This is a genomic window from Pseudohongiella sp. O18 (assembly GCF_021729085.1).
GTDB lineage: Bacteria > Pseudomonadota > Gammaproteobacteria > Pseudomonadales > Pseudohongiellaceae > Pseudohongiella.
Genome location: NZ_JAJSAR010000002.1, coordinates 366,223 through 384,555 on the forward strand (window position 1 = coordinate 366,223; position 18,333 = coordinate 384,555).

The window sequence follows — 18,333 nt, forward strand, 5'->3', positions numbered from 1 at the left end:
GTGCCTAACCTCCGAGGATGAATTCGATGACAATCTTTGAGCCATAAAAACCCAGCAGCAACAGGGCAAACCCGGCCAGGGTGCCCTTGATGGCCGTGTTCCCGCGCCAGCCAAGACGATACCGGCCCCACAACAGCACCGAGAACACCGTCCAGGCCAGCACCGAGAAGACTGTCTTGTGCGGCAGTCCCTGAGCCATCAGGTCATCAACAAACATGAAGCCTGCGGCAATGGCCAGCGTCAACAGTACCTGGGCAATCCACAACAGTTCAAACAGCAGTTTTTCCATATCCTGCAGTGGCGGGAAGCGTCGGATCACGGCTGATGCATGCTGATGTCTCAGATTGTAGTTCTGGAAGGCCAGAAAAGCGGCCTGCAGCGACGCCAGTGCAAACAGGCTGTAAGCCAGTATCGATAGCAGGACATGCGCGGCCAGACCGGAGGTCAGTTGCTGTGCTGGGTAGTCGCTGTCGATCAGCAGGGACAGCATTAGCGTCACTGCTGCCAGCGGGAAGACCCACAGCACAATGATGGCCAGTGGTCTGCGCAGGTTGGTGATCATGGCAAGCAGGGCGATGGCAGCCAGAATCAGAGTGCTCACCTGCACAATGCCAAAATGGTAACCGTCTGGACGCACAACCAGCAGCCAGGCACTTATGCCATGCAGCGCTATTGCAGCGAGCCCGGTAGCGGCCACAGCTGGACCGGCCTTGATGCGGGCGTTCTGGGTCCGGATGGCGTGACTCTGAAAGCTCAGGCTGGCAATGTACAGCACGATGGCAGCAATGCCTGACAGCGTCGAAATGGGCATGAAAGCAGACAAATCCTTGTTATTGGTAATCGCTCAAGCGGGCGGGTCTGAAGGGCTCAGCCCGCATGTTGTCGGCAGAGTGTCGCATAACTGTCCAAGGCGTTGAAGCATTTTTTGGCTTGCCACGTGAGCCCGGAGCTCTGCCTGACGGCTATTGTAGCGGGCGCGCATCAAGGGGATAATACGCGCCATTATTTACGATATACCAGTTTCCGAGGTCTATTGACTATGTTTGACAGCTTAACCGAACGGCTCTCCGGTGCCCTGCGCAAGATCAGTGGCAAGGCGACGCTGACGGAAAACAACATTGAAGAGGCGCTGCGTGAGGTAAGACGTGCGCTGCTTGAGGCGGATGTTGCGCTGCCTGTGGTCAAGGACTTCATCGAGCGGGTCAAGCTGCGCGCTGTCGGACAGGAGGTCTCCAAGAGCCTGAGTCCGGGTCAGGCCTTCATCAAGATCGTGCAGGCCGAGCTGGAAGCGGTCATGGGCGTGGCCAACGAAAAACTGGACCTGTCTGCCCAGCCGCCCGCCATCGTCCTGATGGCAGGTCTGCAGGGTGCGGGTAAAACCACTACTGTCGCCAAACTGGCGCGCCTTCTGAAAAACGATCAGAAAAAATCGGTAATGGTGGTCAGCGCCGACGTTTATCGTCCCGCCGCGATCGCACAGCTGGAGACCCTGGCCAAAGAAGTTGGCGTCAAGTTCTTCCCGTCAGATATCTCACAGAAGCCGGAAGACATTGCCCAGGCAGCGGTCAAGGAAGCGCGCAAGGCATTTGTTGATGTGCTGCTGGTGGATACCGCTGGTCGCCTCGCCATCGATGGCGAGATGATGGACGAGATCAGCCGTCTGCACCGCACACTGAACCCGATTGAAACCCTGTTTGTGGTTGATGCCATGACTGGTCAGGACGCGGCAGTCACAGCCAAGGCCTTCAGCGACGCTCTGCCACTGACTGGTGTGGTGCTGACCAAGGCAGACGGTGATTCCCGCGGTGGTGCCGCGCTGTCCGTACGCCAGGTCACCGGCAAGCCGATCAAGTTTATTGGTATGGGCGAGAAGATTGACGCGCTGGAGCCGTTCTATCCAGACCGTATCGCCTCTCGAATACTGGGCATGGGTGACCTGCTGTCGCTGATCGAAGAAGCTGAACGTAAGGTCGACCGCAGCAAGGCAGAGAAGCTGGCTGGCAAATTCCAGAAGGGCAAGGGCTTTGACCTTGAGGATTTTCGCGAACAGCTGCAGCAGATGAAGAATATGGGTGGTATGGCCAGCATCATGGACAAGATGCCTGGCATGGGCGCCTTGCCGCCTGGCGCAGCCGCCAAGGTGGATGAAAAGCAGTTCAGTCGCATGGAGGCCATCATCAACTCCATGACGCCCAAGGAGCGGCGCAACCCGGATGCCCTCAATGGATCGCGCAAGCGGCGTATCTGTCAGGGCTCTGGCACACAGATTCAGGATCTGAACCGTCTGCTGAAGCAGCACAAACAAATGCAGAAAATGATGAAGAAAATGAAGAGCGGCGCGCTGGCCAATATGATGCGTGGCCTGGGCGGTATGCGGGGGCCAGGAGGCTTCCCGGGTGCTGGTGGTCCACCGCGATTCTGACAACTGATCCAACAGTCTGGCCGCAGTGTGAAAAAAACCAAAGTTTTCTTCCCTCTGGCGGCCAATTCGCTTAGAATACCGCACTTTTTCCGGCACTGTGTCGGGAATACTCTGTTTTCGTACGAAGCTAACATTAGGAAATGTAGTCTATGGTCACAATCCGACTGGCTCGCGGCGGCGCCAAGAAAAAGCCTTTCTATCACATCACGGTAACTGATTCGCGTAATGCGCGTGACGGCCGTTTCATCGAGCGCGTTGGGTTCTTCAACCCGGTAGCGCGTGGTAACGAGGAGCGTCTGCGTATCGATCTGGACCGTGTAAAGCACTGGGAAGGCCAGGGCGCACAGGCCAGCGAGCGTGTAGCTGAGCTGATCAAGCAGGCGAGCGCGGCCGCCAGCACTCAGGCCTGATAGCCGGAGTTGCATTGGCAGCGTTATCTGCAGACCGGATCTGTCTGGGGCGCATAGGTGCGCCCTACGGCATCAAGGGTTGGGTCAAGCTGATTTCATTTACTCAGCCACGCGATAACCTGCTTGAGTACAAAACGTTTTACGTAACATGTCAGGGGCTTGAGAAACAGCTCGACATGGATGCTGGTAAACCGCACGGCAAAGGGCTGGTAGGGCACTTTGTTGGTTACGACACGCCGGAAGCGGCGCGTGAACTGACCAATGTGGAGCTCTATGTGCAGGCCGATGCCTTGCCGGATCTGTCAGAAGACGATTATTACTGGCACGAATTGATAGGCCTGCGGGTTGAGAATACGGCGAGGCAGTGCCTCGGCAAAGTCAGCAACCTGCTGGAGACCGGCGCCAACGACGTGCTGGTGGTAGATGCCAGCGCTGACAGCATTGATGATGTGCAGCGGCTGATTCCCTGGCTGCCCGACAACGTTGTGGTCAAGGTGGATCGAACGGCTGGCGTCATTGTGGTGGACTGGGGCGCTGACTACCTGCTTTAAGAGTGCCACCGGGAAGGCGTCGCCATGAAAGTTGCAATCGTGACACTGTTTCCGGACATGTTCACCGCGGTGACCGACTACGGCATCACCGGCCGCGCGTGTCGCAACGGGCTGCTGGACCTGAAGTGCTGGAATCCACGTGATTTCACCACCGACAGGCACCGCACAGTTGATGACAAGCCGTTTGGCGGCGGCGCCGGCATGTTGATGAAGACCGAGCCGCTGTGTCAGGCCATCGACGCAGCCACGGCCTGGCATGACAGTCGGCCGACGGTGATCTACCTGTCGCCTCAGGGGCGCAGGCTGGACCAGGCAGGTGTTGAATCACTGGCTGGTCGGACGAATTTGATATTGGTTTGCGGGCGCTATCAGGGCATCGATGAGCGAGTACTGCAAACCCGGATTGACGAGGAATGGTCGGTAGGCGACTACGTCCTCAGTGGCGGTGAATTACCCGCCATGGTGATGCTGGATGCAGTGATCCGGTATCTGCCGGGAGCCCTTGGCAACGAGGACTCTGCAGGTCTGGATTCATTTGCTGCGGTTGAGGGTGGTGCCGGATTGCTGGACTGTCCGCGCTACACCAGGCCTCAGGCCTTTGCCGGGATGGATGTTCCGGCGGTACTTACCGGCGGCAATCACCAGGAAATTCGACGCTGGCAGTTAAAACAGCGTCTGGGAAGAACATGGTTGAAGCGGCCTGATCTGCTCGAATCGCGGCAATTGACCGACGAGCAGCGGGTTTTGTTAAACGAATTTATCAGTGAATCTGGTGCCTGACTGCCGTGACGGTAGCAAGGTATCAATAATGGGAGTGCGGCAATGAGCAACAGCAAATACATTGAAATGATCGAAAAAGAGCAAATGAACAAGGAAATCCCGGAATTCAGCCCGGGTGATACCGTTGTTGTTCAGGTAAAGATCAAGGAAGGCGATCGTGAGCGTCTGCAGGCTTTTGAAGGCGTTGTCATCGGTATCCGTAACCGTGGTCTGAACTCTGCCTTCACTGTCCGCAAGATCTCTCACGGCGTGGGCGTTGAGCGTACATTCCAGACCTACAGCCCGCTGGTAGACAGCATTGCCGTCAAGCGTCGTGGTGACGTTCGTCAGGCCAAACTGTACTACTTGCGCGAACTGTCTGGTCGTGCTGCCCGTATTACAGAAAAGCTGGACAAAAAAGTCAGCTGATCTCTGCCGGCCAGCGCGCCGATCTGCCGGGTGTCACAGCCTGTGGCACAAAGATGCAGAAAAATGCAGAAAAAAGGGGCTTTCGAGCCCCTTTTTTTTGGCCCGTAGTGCCGCTCATGGTAAAGTCTTGTGTATCTGTTACTCGCTCTAAATGGCTGTGGAGAATCTCTATGAAGTTGTCATCTAAGCTGAATGGCGCATTGCGTTGGGCACAGCTGGCGGCTGTGTCTTTGACCTTTGTCGCTGGCAGCGCCACGGCTGCGGAAACCCCGGACTGGGCCGTCGAGTTGACCAACACCCTCAATACCAGCCTGGGCGCTGTCAGCCAGGGCCAGTTGCAGGTGCGCCAGGTCAATGAGACGCCAATGGAAGGCATCTACGAAGTCATCATGAGTTCGGGCGAGATTCTGCATACCAACCGCTCCGGGCAGTTCCTGATGACCGGTGAGCTGTATATGACCCGGCCCGAGGGGCTGGTCAATCTGACTGCAGAGACACGCAAAGGCCAAACCGCGGACCTGATCGCCAATATGGCTGAAGAGGACATGATCATCTTCAGCCCGGAGAGTGACCCGCTCGCGACCATTACCGTGTTCACTGATGTTGATTGCACTTTCTGCCGACGCCTGCATGGTGATATCGAGGCGATCAATGAGCGTGGCATTGAGGTGCGCTATGTAGCCTATCCGCGTGGCGGACGGCAGTCGGAAGCCTATCCCAAGATGATTTCGGTGTGGTGTGCCAGTGATCGCAAGCGTGCGCTGACGCAGGCCAAAAACGGACAGAATCTGCCGGCGCTGGAATGTCAGAATCCGGTGATCAGCCAGCACACGATTGGCAATCAGATAGGTATCTCCGGAACGCCCGCGATTGTGCTGCAGGATGGCACCGTGATCCCCGGTTATATGGAAGTTGACCGCCTCGCGGCTACCGTTCTGGGCCAGTAATACGTCACTTACAATCGACGTATCATTTATACAGATACATTTGTTTTACCCGACACGAACTGGATTCGTGTCTTTTTTTTGATGTGAGGAAATTGTGAGTCAGGATACGAAGAATCAACAGTTGCGAATCGGTATCTGCGGACTGGGTACTGTCGGTGGTGGCACGTACCACTTGTTGCAGGCCAAGAGAAAGGAAATCACGCGCCGTGTTGGCATGGACCTGGATATCATCCACGTTGCAACTCGCAATCCTGATCCGGCATTAAAAAAAGACAACATCAAAGTCAGTAAGGATGTGTTCGACGTTGCCAAAAACCCCGACGTCGACATCGTTGTGGAGTTGATCGGTGGTTTCGATCCAGCGCTGGAACTGGTGCTTTACGCCATCGAGAATGGCAAACATGTAGTGACAGCCAACAAGGCACTGATCGCAGTGCACGGCAACACCATTTTTGAGGCAGCCCGGAAGAAGGGCGTGGTTGTTGCCTACGAAAGCGCTGTCGCCGGTGGCATTCCCATCATCAAGGCGCTGCGTGAAGGTCTCGCCGCGAATTCCATCCAGTGGCTGGCCGGTATCATCAACGGCACCAGCAACTTTATTCTCACCGAGATGGGGGAGCGCAAGCGCGACTTCCCTGAGGTGTTGAAAGAAGCACAGCAGCTTGGCTACGCCGAAGCCGATCCGACCTTCGACATCGAAGGTATCGACGCCGCACACAAGCTGGCCATTCTGGCCTCCAATGCCTTTGGTATCGCCCTTGAGTTCGATCGTGTTTTCACTGAGGGCATCAGTCACATCACGACCGCAGACATTGAGTACGCCGATGAGCTGGGTTACCGCATCAAGCACCTGGGCATAACACGTATTACAGAGAGTGGCGTAGAGCTGCGCGTCCATCCAACGCTGATCTCCCAGGATACGCTGATCGCCAATGTAAACGGCGTCATGAACGCTGTTGTGGTCAAGGGCGATTCCTCCGGCAGCACGCTCTATTACGGTGCCGGCGCCGGCGCCGAAGCCACTGCCTCATCGGTAGTGGCCGACATCATTGATATTGCACGCGCATGGCGCGAGGAACGTTCGAGCTCAGTGGTGCCACCGCTGGCCTTCAACAATCTGCGCAATGATCTGCGCATACTCGACATCAGCGAGATTGAGTCCGAGTACTACCTGCGCATTCCTGCGCGTGACAAGGTGGGTGTCATGGCCAAGATATCCCAGGTGCTGACCAATTACGGCATCAACATTGAGGCCGTCATCCAGAAAGAGCCACATGGCGAGGATGCCGATAAAGGAATAGTGCCGGTTGTCATTCTGACCAGCCGCATCAAGGAAGAAGTGATGGACGTCGCCCAGGGTGTTATCGAAGGGCTTGATGAAGTGGGTGCAAAAATTATCCGCATCCGCGTAGAACAATTTGATGGCGAGAACAACTGACATGAAATACATCAGCACCCGCGGCAAGTCTCCCGCCTGCACTTTTGAACAAGTGCTGCTGACCGGTCTGGCACCTGATGGTGGACTTTATGTGCCGGAAACACTGCCAGTATTCAGTCATGAGGAAATCGCCTCCTGGGCTGGTCTGAGCTACGACAAACTGGCTTTTAAGGTCATCAAACCGTTTGTTAATGGCGAGATACCGGACGATGTGCTGCAGGATATCATCGAGCAGAGCTATGCCGGTTTTTCCCACAAGGCGATTGCGCCACTGCGTATGCTGGGCGTCAATGAGTGGGTCCTGGAACTCTACTGCGGCCCGACGCTGGCCTTCAAGGACTTTGCCCTGCAATTGCTGGGCAGACTGCTGGATCATGTGCTGACCCGCGATAACAAAAAAGTGGCCGTACTGGGTGCGACCTCGGGTGATACCGGCTCTGCTGCGCTGGAAGGCTGCCGTCACTGCGCCAATATCGACCTGTTTATTCTGCACCCGCATCAGCGCGTGTCAGAGGTGCAGCGCCGACAGATGACCACCATCCCTGGCGAGAATGTGCACAATATAGCCGTCAAAGGTAATTTTGATGACTGCCAGCGCATCGTCAAGGCGGCCTTTGGTAACCAGTCCTTCCTGCCCGATGGCCGACAGCTGGTGGCGGTGAACTCCATCAACTGGGCGCGCATCATGGCGCAGATTGTCTATTACTTCTATGCCTCGCTGAATCTGGGTGGTCCACTGCGTCCGGTTTCGTTCTCGGTACCAACCGGCAACTTTGGTGACATTTATGCGGGCTACCTGGCACGCCAGATGGGGCTGCCGGTCAATCAGCTGATCATTGCCACCAACCGCAATGACATCCTGCACCGCCTGATCAGTGACAACGAATACTCGCTGGGCGAGCTCGAACATACGCTGTCGCCGAGCATGGACATCATGGTCTCCAGCAACTTCGAACGTTATCTGTTTGACCTGTTCGATCGGGATGCCGAGGCTGTCAGCGAATTTGTCACCAGTCTGGGGAAAAAGCCACAGCATCTGGACCAGGCAAAATGGCAGAAGGCCCGCGAACTGTTCTCCAGTCTTGGTGTTGATGACCAGACCACCTGCCAGGTAATTGCCCAGGTGTTTGAGGAGACAGAATTCCTCATCGACCCGCATACCGCCATCGGTGTTCACGCGGCGCGCGAGTGCAACAAGGATACGTCCGTTCCAATGGTTACACTGGCCACCGCACACCCGGTGAAGTTTGCCGAGGCAGTGGAAAAGGCAGGCCTGCAGACGCCGCAACTGCCTGCGCACATGCAGGATCTGTTTGAGCGTGATGAGCGTTACTCTGTGCTGGATAACGATATCAACGCGGTCACACAGTTCATGCAGCAGCACCTGGGCTGAGCACTCCTGCTCAGCCCCCTGATCCCCGTTCCATGCATGTAAGGATTTCATGATTATAGAAAGGCGTCAGGTACCATCGGTGGCAGCCCTGCATGGCAGGGTGCCGCCTTTGCTCGAGCGAATCTACGCGGCGCGTCAGATTACCGATGCTGAAGAGCTGGAGTTAAAACTCTCCCGGTTGCTGCCGCCAGACACGTTAAAAGGCATGCCCGAAGCGAGCCATCTGCTGTACCAGGTACTGCAGCGCCAGGGCCGGGTGCTGATTGTTTCAGATTTTGATGCCGATGGCGCCACCAGTTGCGCACTGGTCGTGCGCGCGCTGGGAAAAATGGGTTTTCAGCACGTCGATTACATTGTCCCAGATCGCTTTGCCTACGGTTACGGGCTGAGTCCCGAGATTGCCGAACTGGCTCTTGAGCGTCGACCGGATCTGGTGATCACCGTGGACAACGGCATCTCCAGTCTCGAAGGCGTTGAGCGCCTGAAGGCCGAGGGCATTGCCGTACTGATTACCGATCATCACCTGCCCGGAGATCAACTCCCCGATGCTGATGCCATCGTCAATCCCAATCAGCCTGACTGTGGGTTTGCCAGCAAGGCGCTGGCAGGCGTCGGTGTGGCGTTCTATGTAATGCTGGGCCTGCGTGCCCTGCTGCGCCAGCAGGGCTGGTTTGACCGTGCGGGTATTCAGGAGCCCAATCTGGGAGAACTGCTGGATCTGGTGGCATTGGGCACTGTGGCAGACCTGGTGCCACTGGATCGTAACAATCGAATTCTGGTCAACGAAGGCCTGCGTCGCATGCGCCAGGGGCGAGGCTGTCCCGGCATTTATGCCTTGCTGTCGGTTGCCGGTCGCGCCACGCATTCATTGACAGCCTCCGACATGGGCTTTGCCGTGGCACCACGCCTGAATGCAGCAGGGCGCCTGGAAGACATGTCAATCGGTATTGCCTGTCTGCTTACTGACGATTCCGCGAGTGCGGAACGCCACGCCCGCGAACTGGATCGCCTTAACCAGGAACGTCGACGTATCGAGGATGAAATGCGCGAGCAGGCCGACCAGGCGCTGCAGGAAATGCTGGGCGAGCTGGAGCATCGCGAGTTGCCAGCCGCGCTTTGTCTGTACGATGCAGGCTGGCACCCGGGTGTGGTCGGTATTCTAGCCTCGCGACTGAAAGAACAATTACACCGACCGGTCTTCATTTTTGCCAAAGCTGATGAACAGGAGCTGAAAGGCTCTGCCCGTTCGATAGAGGGGCTGCATATTCGTGACCTGCTGGCGGATATTGCTACACGCTATCCCGGCGTCATTACCCGCTTTGGCGGTCACGCTATGGCAGCGGGACTCAGCCTGCCGCCAGAGCAGTTGCCGGCCTTTCAGGATGCCCTGCAGCGCTGTGCCGAATCGGTGCTGAAAAGTGATTCCCTGCAGCGCCGCCTGCTGACCGACGGCGAACTGCCGATCGAGGCGCACAGCCTGGAATCAGCCCGTATGCTGCGCGATGCCGGGCCCTGGGGTCAGGGTTTCCCGGAGCCGGTGTTCGATGGCCGGTTTCGAGTGATCCAGCAACGTCTGGTTGGCGAAAAGCATTTAAAAATGGTGCTGTCGGCCGATGGTGGTGTCACCCTGATAGACGCCATTGCCTTTAATGTGGATAGAGATACGTGGCCCGATGCCTCGATTCGAGAGGTGTCTGTCGTCTACCGGCTGGATGTAAATGAGTTTCGGGGCGTCAGTCAGGCGCAGCTTCTTGTGCTGCATCTGGAACCCGTGTGAAAAATGTTACTTTTTATCACAAAGGGGACTGCCATCCGCCTGACTTAGACGCTACAATCGGGCCATTCAAGAAATTGATATAAAAGAAAATATTGCTATATTCAAGCACTTGAGACGGGGAGCTGTGATGCGACAGGGGTTGGTACAGAAGTTATTGCTGCTGATGCTGGCGGTCTTTTCCACAGTAGCGAGCGCGGAAGTATTCGTCGGTGAAGAGATCGAAGTCGAACTGGTCTCCGAGTCTGCCAATGTAGTGCCCGGTGAGACTCTTTGGACTGCTGTCCGCCTGAAGCCCACAGAGGGCTGGCATACCTATTCTAAATGGCCGGGTGACAGCGGCGACGCCACCATGATTCATGAGTGGCAGCTGCCGGAAGGCGCCTCGGCGGGCGATATCCACTGGCCGGTACCCAGCTGGCTGCCATTCCCCGGCACCGACCTGGTCACATTCTCCTATAAAGAAGAAGTGCTGTTGATGGTGCCCATTCAGGTACCTGCCGACCTGAGCGGCGAACAGTTCAATGCTACTGCCCATGTTGAGTGGCAGGTGTGCGACCTGATCTGTCTGATCGGCGATGCCGAAGTCAGTCTGACACTGCCGGTCGATCGCGCTGGTGAGCTGCAGCCGAACCCACAATGGGCAGACGCCTTTGCCGAGACCCGCGAGCTGCTGCCGGTCGAAGAACACAAGCTGGACAGTATGTTTGCCATTGCCGGTGACCGTGTCAGCTTCTCCGTATCTTCCAATGAGCGCGAGTTTGACGACGTCGAAGAGGCCTGGTTCTTCCCGGAGCAGCGCCGAATCCTGTCACCGGGTCCCCTGCGTGACGTGACGGTCTACCCCGGTCTGGTGCAGATCACCCACGGGCAGCCGCGTCGCATGCTGACCGACCTGACAGAAATTGGTGGCATGCTGGCCGTGCAGCGCAGCAACGGCGAGATTGATGGTTTTGTCATCAATGCCACCGAATCGACGCCCGAAGGCCTGGCTGCGCTGGCTACTGTGGCTGCCGAGCAGTCCATGGACAATTCAGGTCCCGGGTCGATGGCAGGGGATCAGAGTCTGCTGTTGATTCTGGCGTTCGCGCTGATGGGTGGTGTCATTCTTAACCTGATGCCCTGTGTGTTCCCGGTACTGTCCCTGAAGGTGGTCAATCTGACCTCAAAGGCGGGAGCGTCAACGGGAACGCATCGCATGCACGGTGTTGTGTACGCCGCCGGCATCATCGTGTCATTCATGATTCTGGCAACCATACTGCTGGCACTGCGGGCCGGCGGGCAGGCAGTTGGCTGGGCCTTCCAGCTGCAGTCGCCATGGTTTGTGGGGGCGCTGTCACTGCTGTTTTTTGTCATCGGTCTCAATCTGTCAGGTGTATTTGAGTTTGGTACACGGCTGATGGGGCTGGGCAGCAACCTGGGCACGGGTAACGGTTATCGCTCTTCTTTCCTGACCGGTGTGCTGGCCACTGTCGTCGCCAGCCCCTGCACAGCGCCATTCATGGGCGCGGCACTGGGTTTTGCCCTGTCGCAGTCATGGGTCGTCGCGATGCTGGTATTCGGCTTCCTGGGTCTTGGTATGGCGCTGCCATTCCTGATCCTGACCTTTGTGCCGGGCCTGATGAAACGCATGCCCAAACCCGGTCCCTGGATGGAAACATTCAAGCAGTTCATGGCCTTCCCGATGTACGCCGCTGCACTGTGGCTGCTGTGGGTGCTGGGTCTGCAGGTAGGTGTAGATGGTATGACCGCCGTCGCTTCCGCCGGTCTGATGGTTGCTCTGGCCGTCTGGCTGTTGCAGAAATCGGCAGGTCACAGCGGAGCGAAAACATGGGTCGGTCGCGTTGCCGGTGTGGCCCTGATCATCGGCGGTTTGTCCTTCCTGTGGACGCCCATGCTGGTCCCGGGCAACGGCGCAGGTGGTGACACCGGCATCGACATGACAGGCGATGACTACATGGCCGAGTTCGAGCCCTTTGCCAGCGCCCGCATCGACGAGCTGCGTGCGCAGGGCAAGCCGGTTTTGCTGAACATGACGGCCGCATGGTGTATCACCTGTCTGGCCAATGAGCGCACAACCCTGGGCACAGAGCGTGTTCAACAGGCACTGGTCGACAATGGTGTTACCTACATGAAGGGCGACTGGACCAATCAGGATCCAGAGATCACCAAAGTCCTGGATGCCTTCAATCGACCCAGCGTCCCGTTGTATATTCTGTATCCTGGCGACCCGGCTCTGGAGCCGGTAATACTGCCGCAACTGCTGACACCTTCGATTGTCATCGACGCTGTTGCCAGTTTATGATCCAGCACCCTGCACGACGGACACGTAGCAGGTTAGCTTAATAGTTTGTCTGCGTGCCGGGAGCGCGGAATGAGTGTCAGGCAACAAACACCGCTGGTGAACTTCGCGCTCAGCGCCCTGATTGTGGCGCTGAGCATCTATCTGCTGGTGGTCGGGCAGCAACTCTTCCTGCCACTGGTCATCGCTATCGTCTTCTGGTTTCTCATCAATTTTGTCGCCAATCTGGTGGCACGAATTCCTCTGGGCCGCTGGCACATTCCGCGTCCATTGTGCTTTCTGGCTGCGATACTGATCTGGATAACCGTGGTAACTGTCATCGTCCAGTTTGTCAGCGGCAGTCTTAATGACCTGGGTAGCGTGGCGCGCGTATACGAAGCCAATCTGCGTGATTACTGGCAGTCACTGCCATTTACCGCCCAGTTCCCGGCCGGCGGATTCACCCAGGTTGTGACTGAATGGCTGGATATCTCCTCCATGGTCACAGCACTGGCGCTGACATTTACCGGCCTGGCGGCCGATAGCATCCTGATCATGATTTATGTGGGTTTCCTGCTGCTGGAGCAGGGCAATTTCAACAATAAACTGTCGGCCCTGATCGGTGACCCTGCGCGAGAGCGGCGCGTGCGCCGAATCATCAACAAGGTGCGTGGTGACATCCAGAAATACATGACCATCAAGATGCTGACCAGCGCCATAACAGGCACGCTGGGCTACGTCATTTTGCGCCTGCTGGGCGTGAATTTTCCCGAAGTCTGGGGCACATTGATTTTTCTGCTGAATTTTATTCCCACCGTGGGCTCCATCATCGCCACAATTTTTCCCGCCATGATTGCTCTGGCGCAGTCGACTGATGACGGCCTGTACCTGGCACTGCTGGTGCTGATGATGATCGGCGCCTTGCAGGTGACAATCGGCAATATTATTGAGCCCCGCCTGATGGGTACTTCGCTGAACCTGAGCCCGGTAGTCATTCTGTTTAATCTGGCCCTGTGGGGTTACATCTGGGGCGTGGCAGGCATGTTCCTGTGCGTTCCGTTCCTGATTATCACAACAATCGTTTTATCGCATTTTCCTAAAACGCGACCGATTGCTATCCTGTTGTCCAGCAACGGCCAGATAGATCTGCCGGTCGATCAGGACACTCCTGCACAATCCTAGTGTCCTGACGACAGGACAATTACATCGGCGTATAATCTGCCGCCAACAAACAGCGCCACCATTCAATATTGGACAGTTAGATGAAAAGTAATGATATTCGCCAGTCGTTCCTGAACTATTTCAAGTCGAAAGGGCATGAGATTGTCCCCAGCAGTTCGCTGGTGCCGGGCAACGACCCGACACTGTTGTTCACCAACGCGGGCATGGTGCAATTCAAGGATCTGTTCCTGGGCTCCGAAGTACGCAGCTACACGCGCGCCGTCAGTTCGCAGCGCTGTGTGCGTGCCGGTGGCAAACACAACGACCTTGAGAACGTGGGTTATACCGCGCGTCACCACACCTTTTTTGAGATGCTGGGCAACTTCAGTTTTGGTGACTACTTCAAGGAAGACGCGATTCGTTATGCCTGGGAATTTTTGACTGAATCATTGCAGCTGCCGCGCGACAAATTGTGGGTGACCGTGTTTCAGGATGACGACGAGGCCGCCGAAATCTGGACCAGCAAAATTGGTGTGCCTGCTGATCGCGTGGTTCGCCTGGGAGAAAAATCAAACTTCTGGCAGATGGGTGACACCGGCCCCTGCGGTCCCTGTTCCGAAATATTCTATGACCATGGGCCCGAAGTGGCTGGCGGCCCGCCCGGCAGCCCGGACGAAGACGGCGACCGCTACATTGAAATCTGGAACCTGGTATTCATGCAGTTCGACAGGCAGCCCAGTGGCGAACTGGTGCCGCTGCCCAAGCCTTCGGTAGATACAGGTATGGGTCTGGAGCGCCTGGCGGCCGTGCTGCAGCATGTACACAGCAACTATGAGATCGATCTGTTCCAGAACCTCCTGAAAGCGGCTGCAGAGATCACCGGTGTTGCCGACACCACCAATACTTCCCTGCGGGTGATCGCCGACCACATCCGCTCCTGTGCCTTCCTGGTGCTCGACGGTGTGACGCCTTCCAATGAAGGCCGGGGTTATGTATTGCGCCGAATCATCCGCCGTGCCGTTCGTCACGGCTATCAGCTGGGTGTCAAAGACGTGTTTTTCTACCGCCTGGTCGCCGCACTGGTTACTGAGATGGGCGACGCCTACCCGGCACTGAAAAAAGATCAGGCGCGCGTGGAACGCGTCCTGCGTGAAGAAGAGCAACAGTTTGCCCGTACTCTGGAGAACGGCATGCAGATTCTCGAGCAGGCCATCTCCCAGCTAAAAGGCGAGGTTCTGCCCGGCGATACCGTATTCCGTCTTTACGATACCTACGGGTTCCCGGTCGACCTGACCGCGGATGTGGCACGCGAACACAATCTGACACTGGACATGGCAGGCTTCGAGCAGGCCATGGAAGGACAGCGTCAGCAGGCCCGTGCCGCCAGCCAGTTCAATGCCGTGGAAAAACTGAGCATCGAAGGCGCTGCTGCCACCGAATTTGTGGGTTACGACACCCTGCGTGAGGACGCCCGCGTGCTGGCCATCTATCAGGATGGCAAAGCGGTGCAGAATCTGATCGGAAATACCGAAGCCGTCGTATTGCTCGACATCAGCCCGTTCTACGGTGAATCAGGTGGTCAGGCGGGCGATCGCGGTGCGCTGGAAGTGCGTCAGAACGGTGCCATCAGCGCGCTGTTCGACGTGCAGGACACCCAGAAGCAGGGTGAACATGTACTGCACAAAGGTACCCTGCGCCAGGGCCGTCTGTCTGTTGGTGACAGTCTGACCGCAGCCGTTGAAGAACAGAATCGACACGCCACCATGCTCAACCATTCGGCGACGCACCTGTTACACGCCGCGCTGCGCACAGTGCTGGGTGAGCATGTGACTCAGAAGGGCTCGCTGGTGACAGCAGATCGCCTGCGCTTCGACTTTTCCCACAATAGCCCGCTGACGGCAGAGGAAGTGTCGAAGATTGAACGACTGGTCAATGTGGAAATACTGCGCAACGAACCGGTCCACAAAGAGGTCATGAGCATGGACCAGGCGATGGAAAAAGGTGCGCTGGCCCTGTTTGGTGAAAAATACGGCGACAAGGTCAGAGTGGTCACCATGGGTGATTTTTCGACTGAACTGTGTGGCGGGACGCACGTAGATCGCACAGGTGACATCGGTCTGTTCAAACTGGTTGCCGAAAGCGGTATCGCCGCCGGCGTACGCCGGGTTGAGGCCGTCACGGGGCTTGGCGCGCTGCAATACGTCGAGCGTGAAGAGCAGGTATTGCGGCAGGTCTGTGAAACCCTTCGCAGCAGCGCCGATGGCGTGGCCGAGCGGGTGCAGCAGGTCGTTGCCAATCTGCGCAGCACCGAGAAAGAACTGGAACAGCTCAAAGGCAAACTGGCCAGTGCGGCTGGCAGCGATATCGCATCCAGTGCCGTTGAGGTCAATGGTATCAAGGTGCTGGCTCAGCAGGTGGAAGGTTTTGACAGCAAGGCGCTGCGTGAGACCGTCGACAAGCTCAAGAACAAGCTGGGCAGCGCGGTTGTTGTGCTGGGCTGTGCGGATGGTGGCAAAGTGGCGCTGGTCGCCGGTGTTACGCAGGACCTGACCGACCGCATCAAGGCAGGCGATATTGTTAATTCGGTAGCGCAGCAGGTGGGCGGTAAAGGTGGTGGTAGAGCGGACATGGCGATGGCTGGCGGCAGCGATGCAGCAGCCCTGCCTGCGGCACTGGCATCTGTGATTGAAACTGTGAAGCAGATCACATGAAGCTGCGTAAGTTATTGACTTGCCAAGGTCTTAATAAGTCTGTTTTAATCACAGTCAATGTCGGTGAAGCAATTATATGGCGTTAATAGTCAAGAAGTTTGGTGGTACCTCGGTAGGTAGTGTTGAGCGCATAGAAGCGGTCGCCGACAAGATTATTGCCAGCCGCAGCAACGGCGATGACATCGTTGTTGTGGTTTCTGCGATGAGCGGCGAAACCAACAGGCTCATTGCACTGGCCGAAAAAATACAGGAACAGCCAAGTCCGCGGGAACTGGACGTACTGGTGTCGACCGGCGAGCAGGTGACAGTGGCATTACTGGCCATGGCCCTGCACAAGCGCGGTTGCGGCGCCCGATCGTTTACCGGATCTCAGGTCCGTATCCTGACTGACAGCGCGCATACGCGGGCACGAATCCAGGAGATCGATTCCCAGCGTATAAAAGACGAACTGGATCAGGGCCACGTAGTAGTGGTGGCAGGATTCCAGGGTGTTGATGGTGATGGCAACATCACCACACTGGGTCGGGGCGGCTCGGATACCTCGGCGGTGGCACTGGCGGCGGCGCTGGATGCTGACGAATGTCAGATCTATACCGACGTAAAAGGCGTCTACACCACCGACCCGCGCGTCGTTGAAGACGCCCGGTTGTTACGAACGATTACATTCGAGGAAATGCTGGAGCTTGCAAGCCTGGGGGCAAAGGTACTACAAATACGCTCCGTGGAGTTTGCCGGCAAGTACAAGGTGCCATTGCGCGTCCTGTCCAGCTTTGAAGATGATCCCGGCACACTGATTACACTTGAGGACAACACTGAAATGGAAGCACCGATCATCTCTGGCATTGCATTCACCCGTGACGAGGCAAAAGTGACTGTCTCCGGTGTACCGGATGTGCCAGGGGTTGCCTATCAGGTGCTGGGCCCGGTCAGCGATGCGGGTATCGAAGTCGACGTGATCGTGCAGAACGTGTCCGCTGATGGTACAACTGACATAACGTTTACCGTCAAGCGCCAGGACAGCGAGCAGACCCGCAAACTGGTCACTGCAGTGGCGCAGCAGGTAGGCGCTCGTGATGTCAGCGTTGACAACAGGATTGCCAAGGTGTCTCTGGTGGGGGTCGGCATGCGATCTCACGCCGGTATCGCCAGCCAGATGTTCAAAACACTGGCCGACGAGTCAATCAATATTCAGATAATAACGACCTCCGAAATCAAGATATCGGTGGTTATAGAAGAGAAATACCTGGAGCTGGCTGTGCGATCGCTGCACTCCGCATTCGGGTTAGGGGAAGAGACCGCACTGGCTGGATGATCAGGGGGAGCGAGCTCGAAAAGTCAGGCGTAGACCTGGCCGTGATTTGTTTTGGGGAGACGTGACTGCATTTGGTTTGTTATCCGGTCTACTGAGTAACCGCGCAGTCTGGAACAATTCCGTGAATACTTTTCAGGCCGCTGAAAGGGATGTTGCATGGATTTCATGAATGGGAAAGGAGATACATCATGTTGATCTTAACTCGCCGGATTGGTGAGACTCTGATGGTAGGCGATGATGTAACAGTCACCGTCCTCGGTGTAAAAGGCAATCAGGTACGAATCGGCGTCAATGCCCCAAAGGACGTTGCAGTACATCGCGAAGAAATATATCAACGTATCCAAAAAGAAAAGGATGGCGGCACTGATACAGGCAACCATTCCGATCAGTGAATTTCTTGGCATTCAAGCCTGCCATTTCTCCAAAGTTATGCTATGATGGCGCCCGTTTTGGAGAGATGGCCGAGTGGCTGAAGGCGCGCCCCTGCTAAGGGCGTATAGGTTAATCCCCTATCGAGGGTTCGAATCCCTCTCTCTCCGCCATACGCTATTTATCTGCAGCCGTTCGCGGCACTCCCACTGAACAGAGTCCTGCGACCTGAACACGGAGAGGGATGCGAACCCAATCAGAGGGTTCGATGGATTGCGAAGCAATCCAAGACGAGCGCGTCAGCGCGAAGCCCGAAGGGTTGAACAGCCCCCAAGGCTGTTCAATCAATCCCTCTCTCGTCAAACCTGCACTAACG

General features: G+C 56.6%; 15 protein-coding genes and 1 tRNA gene. 15 read left to right on the forward strand and 1 reads right to left on the reverse strand.

The window, feature by feature from the left end; translation table 11 throughout:
* Window positions 1–4: 4 nt before the first annotated feature.
* Window positions 5–811, reverse strand: a complete 807-nt coding sequence (locus LVD14_RS08850; protein ID WP_237133726.1) for an inner membrane protein YpjD — start codon at window positions 809–811, stop codon at window positions 5–7.
* A 228-nt stretch (window positions 812–1,039) separates the two neighbouring features.
* Between LVD14_RS08850 and ffh the strand changes: the two genes are divergently transcribed.
* The 15 genes from ffh to LVD14_RS08925 all read left to right on the forward strand — a co-directional run bounded on the left by ffh (window position 1,040) and on the right by LVD14_RS08925 (window position 18,130).
* Window positions 1,040–2,422, forward strand: a complete 1,383-nt coding sequence (gene ffh, locus LVD14_RS08855) for a signal recognition particle protein (protein WP_237133727.1) — start codon at window positions 1,040–1,042, stop codon at window positions 2,420–2,422.
* A 149-nt stretch (window positions 2,423–2,571) separates the two neighbouring features.
* Window positions 2,572–2,832 carry a 30S ribosomal protein S16 gene (rpsP, locus tag LVD14_RS08860; RefSeq protein WP_237133728.1) on the forward strand — a complete coding sequence of 87 codons (261 nt, stop codon included), beginning with the start codon at window positions 2,572–2,574 and terminating at the stop codon, window positions 2,830–2,832.
* A gap of 14 nt (window positions 2,833–2,846) precedes the next feature.
* The gene (gene rimM / locus LVD14_RS08865) at window positions 2,847–3,383 is read left to right on the forward strand and encodes a ribosome maturation factor RimM (protein WP_237133729.1); all 537 of its coding nucleotides are present in this window, start codon (window positions 2,847–2,849) and stop codon (window positions 3,381–3,383) included.
* A 24-nt stretch (window positions 3,384–3,407) separates the two neighbouring features.
* Window positions 3,408–4,163: a tRNA (guanosine(37)-N1)-methyltransferase TrmD gene (trmD, locus tag LVD14_RS08870; RefSeq protein ID WP_237133730.1), complete on the forward strand. Its 756-nt coding sequence runs from the start codon at window positions 3,408–3,410 to the stop codon at window positions 4,161–4,163.
* 42 nt (window positions 4,164–4,205) lie between these two features.
* Window positions 4,206–4,571 carry a 50S ribosomal protein L19 gene (gene rplS / locus LVD14_RS08875; RefSeq protein ID WP_237133731.1) on the forward strand — a complete coding sequence of 122 codons (366 nt, stop codon included), beginning with the start codon at window positions 4,206–4,208 and terminating at the stop codon, window positions 4,569–4,571.
* Between the two features lie 170 nt (window positions 4,572–4,741).
* Window positions 4,742–5,518: a DsbC family protein gene (locus LVD14_RS08880; protein WP_237133732.1), complete on the forward strand. Its 777-nt coding sequence runs from the start codon at window positions 4,742–4,744 to the stop codon at window positions 5,516–5,518.
* A gap of 121 nt (window positions 5,519–5,639) precedes the next feature.
* On the forward strand, window positions 5,640–6,956 hold the full coding sequence (locus LVD14_RS08885) for a homoserine dehydrogenase (RefSeq protein WP_272907300.1): 1,317 nt from the start codon (window positions 5,640–5,642) through the stop codon (window positions 6,954–6,956).
* Between the two features lies 1 nt (window position 6,957).
* Window positions 6,958–8,349, forward strand: a complete 1,392-nt coding sequence (gene thrC / locus LVD14_RS08890) for a threonine synthase (RefSeq protein ID WP_237133734.1) — start codon at window positions 6,958–6,960, stop codon at window positions 8,347–8,349.
* Window positions 8,350–8,398: 49 nt separating this feature from the next.
* Complete coding sequence (gene recJ / locus LVD14_RS08895; RefSeq protein ID WP_237133735.1) at window positions 8,399–10,126, forward strand: single-stranded-DNA-specific exonuclease RecJ; 1,728 nt, start codon at window positions 8,399–8,401, stop codon at window positions 10,124–10,126.
* A 127-nt stretch (window positions 10,127–10,253) separates the two neighbouring features.
* Complete coding sequence (locus tag LVD14_RS08900) at window positions 10,254–12,428, forward strand: protein-disulfide reductase DsbD family protein (protein WP_237133736.1); 2,175 nt, start codon at window positions 10,254–10,256, stop codon at window positions 12,426–12,428.
* Window positions 12,429–12,497: 69 nt separating this feature from the next.
* On the forward strand, window positions 12,498–13,586 hold the full coding sequence (locus tag LVD14_RS08905; protein ID WP_237133737.1) for an AI-2E family transporter: 1,089 nt from the start codon (window positions 12,498–12,500) through the stop codon (window positions 13,584–13,586).
* 80 nt (window positions 13,587–13,666) lie between these two features.
* Window positions 13,667–16,276 (forward strand): alanine--tRNA ligase, encoded by a 2,610-nt coding sequence (gene alaS / locus LVD14_RS08910; protein ID WP_237133738.1) that lies wholly within the window; start codon window positions 13,667–13,669, stop codon window positions 16,274–16,276.
* 76 nt (window positions 16,277–16,352) lie between these two features.
* Window positions 16,353–17,588 (forward strand): aspartate kinase, encoded by a 1,236-nt coding sequence (locus tag LVD14_RS08915; protein ID WP_237133739.1) that lies wholly within the window; start codon window positions 16,353–16,355, stop codon window positions 17,586–17,588.
* A gap of 188 nt (window positions 17,589–17,776) precedes the next feature.
* Window positions 17,777–17,980, forward strand: a complete 204-nt coding sequence (csrA, locus tag LVD14_RS08920; protein ID WP_237133740.1) for a carbon storage regulator CsrA — start codon at window positions 17,777–17,779, stop codon at window positions 17,978–17,980.
* A 59-nt stretch (window positions 17,981–18,039) separates the two neighbouring features.
* Window positions 18,040–18,130, forward strand: a tRNA-Ser gene (locus tag LVD14_RS08925).
* Window positions 18,131–18,333: the final 203 nt, after the last annotated feature.

Bases quoted from the DNA above. Each gene is read 5' to 3' on its own strand.
- LVD14_RS08850 (WP_237133726.1), bottom strand. From the start codon at position 811: ATGCCCATTTCGACGCTGTCAGGCATTGCTGCCATCGTGCTGTACATT.
- ffh (WP_237133727.1), top strand. From the start codon at position 1,040: ATGTTTGACAGCTTAACCGAACGGCTCTCCGGTGCCCTGCGCAAGATC.
- rpsP (WP_237133728.1), top strand. From the start codon at position 2,572: ATGGTCACAATCCGACTGGCTCGCGGCGGCGCCAAGAAAAAGCCTTTC.
- trmD (WP_237133730.1), top strand. From the start codon at position 3,408: ATGAAAGTTGCAATCGTGACACTGTTTCCGGACATGTTCACCGCGGTG.
- rplS (WP_237133731.1), top strand. From the start codon at position 4,206: ATGAGCAACAGCAAATACATTGAAATGATCGAAAAAGAGCAAATGAAC.
- LVD14_RS08880 (WP_237133732.1), top strand. From the start codon at position 4,742: ATGAAGTTGTCATCTAAGCTGAATGGCGCATTGCGTTGGGCACAGCTG.
- thrC (WP_237133734.1), top strand. From the start codon at position 6,958: ATGAAATACATCAGCACCCGCGGCAAGTCTCCCGCCTGCACTTTTGAA.
- recJ (WP_237133735.1), top strand. From the start codon at position 8,399: ATGATTATAGAAAGGCGTCAGGTACCATCGGTGGCAGCCCTGCATGGC.
- LVD14_RS08900 (WP_237133736.1), top strand. From the start codon at position 10,254: ATGCGACAGGGGTTGGTACAGAAGTTATTGCTGCTGATGCTGGCGGTC.
- LVD14_RS08905 (WP_237133737.1), top strand. From the start codon at position 12,498: ATGAGTGTCAGGCAACAAACACCGCTGGTGAACTTCGCGCTCAGCGCC.
- alaS (WP_237133738.1), top strand. From the start codon at position 13,667: ATGAAAAGTAATGATATTCGCCAGTCGTTCCTGAACTATTTCAAGTCG.
- LVD14_RS08915 (WP_237133739.1), top strand. From the start codon at position 16,353: ATGGCGTTAATAGTCAAGAAGTTTGGTGGTACCTCGGTAGGTAGTGTT.
- csrA (WP_237133740.1), top strand. From the start codon at position 17,777: ATGTTGATCTTAACTCGCCGGATTGGTGAGACTCTGATGGTAGGCGAT.